The sequence below is a fragment of the Bradyrhizobium sp. genome, assembly GCF_035570375.1.
GTDB lineage: Bacteria > Pseudomonadota > Alphaproteobacteria > Rhizobiales > Xanthobacteraceae > Bradyrhizobium.
On the sequence record NZ_DATMLW010000249.1, the window covers coordinates 1 to 4203 of the forward strand.

4 protein-coding genes are annotated in these 4203 nt (G+C 60.2%); 2 read left to right on the forward strand and 2 right to left on the reverse strand.

Annotation, left to right across the window (positions count from 1 at the left end; genetic code table 11):
- The coding region (locus VNX23_RS27260) for an amino acid permease (RefSeq protein ID WP_325634672.1) at positions 1-634 on the forward strand (634 nt) is incomplete at its 5' end.
- Between the two features lie 190 nt (positions 635-824).
- Positions 825-2816 (forward strand): PP2C family protein-serine/threonine phosphatase, encoded by a 1992-nt coding sequence (locus VNX23_RS27265; RefSeq protein WP_325634673.1) that lies wholly within the window; start codon positions 825-827, stop codon positions 2814-2816.
- Between the two features lie 81 nt (positions 2817-2897).
- Here the strand turns inward: VNX23_RS27265 and VNX23_RS27270 are convergent, their stop codons facing one another.
- Together VNX23_RS27270 and VNX23_RS27275 are read right to left on the reverse strand one after the other, a co-directional pair.
- Entirely contained in the window at positions 2898-3644 is a 747-nt protein-coding gene (locus tag VNX23_RS27270) for a glucose 1-dehydrogenase (protein WP_325634674.1), read from the reverse strand.
- A gap of 211 nt (positions 3645-3855) precedes the next feature.
- A partial coding sequence (locus VNX23_RS27275) for a hypothetical protein (protein WP_325634675.1) occupies positions 3856-4203 on the reverse strand: 348 nt, incomplete at its 5' end.

Here is a 4203-nt window from a genome sequence, read left to right on the forward strand (position 1 = left end):
GGTGGCCTGCACCATCCTTTACATCCTCGTGGCTTTCGTGCTCACCGGCATGGTGCCCTGGAGGTCGATCAACGTCGAGGCGCCGCTGGCGGTTGCCTTTCTCGATCACGGCCTGAACACAGCCTCCACCGTGATCACGGCCGGCGCGCTGGCCGGACTGACTAGCGTCATGCTCGTGATGTTGCTAGGCCAGACTCGCGTGCTGTATTCCATGGCCAACGACGGCCTGCTGCCGCGCAAGTTCTTCGCCGCGATTCACCCCCGGTTCCGCACGCCGTACAAGACCACGATTCTCGTCGGCCTGCTGGCCGCGGTCGTCGGCAGCATTACGCCGATTGATCAGCTCGGCAAAATGGTCAACATCGGCACGCTGCTTGCCTTCGTGATCGTATGCATGGCCGTGATCGTTCTGCGCTACACCAATCCTAATCAGCCTCGTCCGTTTCGCACGCCTCTTGTTCCGTTGATTCCGGCGCTCGGTGTTGCCATCAACATCTACATGATGGTCAACCTAGGCTGGGTGAACTGGGCGCGCCTCATCATCTGGCTGGCCATCGGCCTGGTGGTCTATTTCGCCTATAGCCGCCACCACAGCCGCGTGCAGCAAAACGACCGCACCGCGCTCCAGCGGTAGCTCGCGAACGTGGGGCCTCGCTGCGCCCGCGTTCGCAACACTTGTGTAGATCCTGTGTAGGGGCGGGTCTCAGAACTGCGGTGTGCTGGCCCGGGTTGAGCACTATCTCGTCGCCTTCCTCCCGGAGCAGCACGTACCTTCCATATCCGCCGCTCGTCGGCTATTCTTCTAACGCCTGAGACCAATTTTCGTGAACCGACTTTCTCCTCGCCGGTTATTTGTCTTCCTGCGACACATCGCGCCGCTGGACCGGGTCGCACTTGTAGTCATCTTTCTCTACGCTGCGGTGCGCGTGTTCGCGGCATTCGTAGCCCCGGTTCGCTTCTCCGGATTCATCGGCTTGCTCGGTTTTCTCGCCGCCGTTTACCTCGTCGTTCGACTAGTGCCTTGGTTCCGCACGAAATTCATGTGGACCCTGCGAAACCGCCTCATCGTCGTGTACGTTTTCATCGCGGTTGTTCCGGTCATCTTGCTGCTTTCGATGGTGGGCCTGGCAGCCTACGGTCTCTACCTGCAACTCGGCGCGCATATCTTTCATGACGACCTGCAAGCCCGCATCAGCACCATTTCCGCCGACGCGGATGCCCTCGCAGGCGCCGTGGAACAGGAAGCAGCACAAGGCGCGTCTCCCACCAGCGAAGCCATCCTCGCGCGGCCGGGCGTCGCCAATCTAATCGATGCAGCCCGCCGCGAATGGCCTGACTTGCGCGTCTTCCCCAACCGTGGCGAACGCCTCGTGCAGGCGGGCGACGGCCAGCATTTCGCGGGCCTCGTGGAATTCGGCGGGAAAATTTGGGTCTCTGCGGCAGTCGAGAAGACCGGCCCAGCCGGACCTTTCTACCTCGTCGTCGGGACCCCGCTCAATCCTGCTTTCCTCGATGGCTTGCCTTCGGACATCGGTCCCATCCAAATCATTCCGCTGCGCCCGACCAACCAACAAACTCCCGCAGGCGCCTCGCTCAGTTTCAACGGCAAAGTATTCGTTCCCGGAGAGCAAATCGCCAGCCGCCGCCGCGTCCTCGAATCGCCAGCGAACTGGTTTGACGTGCGCATTGGCGGCGTCTCCACAATTGACCTCGCGCACATCGGCCCGCAGCCGGACGACGCGCCCGCTGCCGTCTTGGCGACGTTTGCCATGCGCGCCGCGGCCCTTAATCGTCGCTTGTTCACTTCGGTAGGCGAAATAGGGCCGCTGCTCGAACTGGCGCTGATTGCTGCCGGTGTGATTTTCCTGGCGCTCGAATTTGCCGCGCTGATTACCGGCATCGTTCTCACGCGCACGATCACGCGCGCCGTGGGCGATCTTTACGAGGCCACTCTCAACGTCCGCCGCGGAGATTTCGCCCAGCGTATTCGCGTGCACCAGCGTGATCAACTCGGCGCGCTCGGCGAATCCTTCAACGAGATGACCAGTTCCATCTCCGAGCTGATCGTCGAGCAAGGCAAGCGCCAGAAACTCGAAAACGAGATCGCCATCGCTCGTGAAGTGCAATCGCAGCTCTTCCCGCAGGTCCTTCCCGCGTTGCCCGGCCTGGAACTGGCGGCCATCTGCCGCCCCGCCCGCGTCGTCAGCGGCGACTACTACGATTTCATCCGCACTGGGCAGGATTGCGTGGGCATCGCGCTCGCGGACATTAGCGGCAAGGGCATTTTTGCCGCGCTTCTGATGGCCAGCTTGCAAGCAGCTCTGCGCAGCCAAGCGTCGCTCGATGGCAATTGCACCACCGCCGACCTGGTTTCGCGCCTGAATCGCCACGTGTTTCGCAACACTTCGGACGATCGCTACGCCACATTCTTCTACGCTGTTTTTGACGTGAACAGCAGGATGCTCACCTACACCAACGCCGGTCACCTCTCGCCGTTTTTCGTTTGCAGGGACGAAGTGCAGGAGCTCAGCGAAGGGGGCACGGTGATCGGTATGTTCGAGGATGTCCCCTACACGCAGGGCAGCATAAAAGTCGAACCAGGCAGCTTGCTGGTAGCCTTCAGCGACGGCCTAACCGAACCAGAAAATGTCTACGGCGAGGAATTCGGCATGCACCGCTTGAAAGAGGAAATCCTGCGCCAACGCAGCATGCCCCCGCAGCGCATTGCCGAAAACCTGATCGCCGCCGCCGAGCAATGGGCCGGCACCCCCGAACAAGCCGACGACATAACGGTAGTAATCGCTCGCATGGGCTAACGTAGCGCCGCTTGCCTACCGGCAGGGTGGCGTCTCGCCGGCTCTACGGATCCATCGTCGGCAACCAACCGCCCCACGGATTTATCGAACTCCTCCGGCGGCCAAAAGCTGCTCGCCAGTAAGATATCTCGACTCGTCCGACGCCAAAAACACCGCAATCGGCGCAATGTCTCCAACCTTTCCGATGCGTCCCAACGGCGCCTGCGCGACGAAAGCCGTCTCGAATTCAGATCCAAGAAACCCGCCGGCATGCGTGCCCTCGGTCTCGATGATCCCGGGATTGATCGTATTCACACGAATCTTCTTCGGTCCCAGTTCCCGCGACAGCACACCGGTAACTGCATCCAGCGCCCCTTTGCTCGCCGTGTAAACCGTTGAGTTAGGAGGCGTCAAGCGGCTCACCGCCGACCCAATATTGATGATGCTTCCGCCGTTGCTCATGTGCTTGACAGCCGCCTGCGTCACCAGGATCGCTCCAAGCACATTGATGTTGAAAGTTTTGTGGAAGTTTTCTTCGGTGACAGCCTCGATGGGAGCGAACTCGTACACGCCGGAGTTGTTCACTAGAATATCGAGGCGGCCGTAGTTCTTGATTGCGGCGTCGATAATGCCCTTGGCCTCTGCGGCCTTGGACACGTCGCCGCCAACTACCATAGCTTTCCCGCCGGATGCGGTGATGGCGGCCACCACTTTATCCGCGCCAGCCTTGCTGGAGGCATAGTTCACGACCACCGATGCGCCTTCCGCGGCCAACGCCGTAGCGATCCCAGCCCCGATGCCCTTAGAGGCTCCTGTCACGACTGCAACTTTCCCTGTAAGCTTACCCATTTCTTTTCTCCTCATTTGGTTATGTGTCGGTAACACTATATTTACCAGATAGATGCGGGCTGGGGTGAGAACTTGGGACCTAGCCTTTGATGCGCGGGGAGAGTTTTAGATTCGGAGAGCGTTTTTGGTGCGACGGCGAACTCGAAGTCCTCGACAGTGGAAACGATCTCACTTGCAGGCGTCAGTGCCCGGCGAATGCACAACCGTTCGACTACTTTTCGGCGGGCTTGCCGAGCGGCACTTCGAAGAACATCAATGTCTTTTTGGTCGGAATCACCACCACATCAGGTACGTAAAGCACCGACGTCGATGCCAGCGACGGATCGTGGTTCACATTAAAATAGAGAAACCCGTGCAGCGATCCCATCGGCGCGACGGTATCGGAATCCAGCGTCAATGGCCGCAAAATCTCCGCGAGCTTTTCCGCTTTCTTATCGCCGGTCGGCAGCGGTATGCCAGCCACGCGGCGCTGCGACGGTGCGGCCCCTCCCGGATGCGCAATCAACCCCGCGACATCCTCGGGGCTGAGCCAGTCAATGTCTTGCCTTTTTCCGCTTCG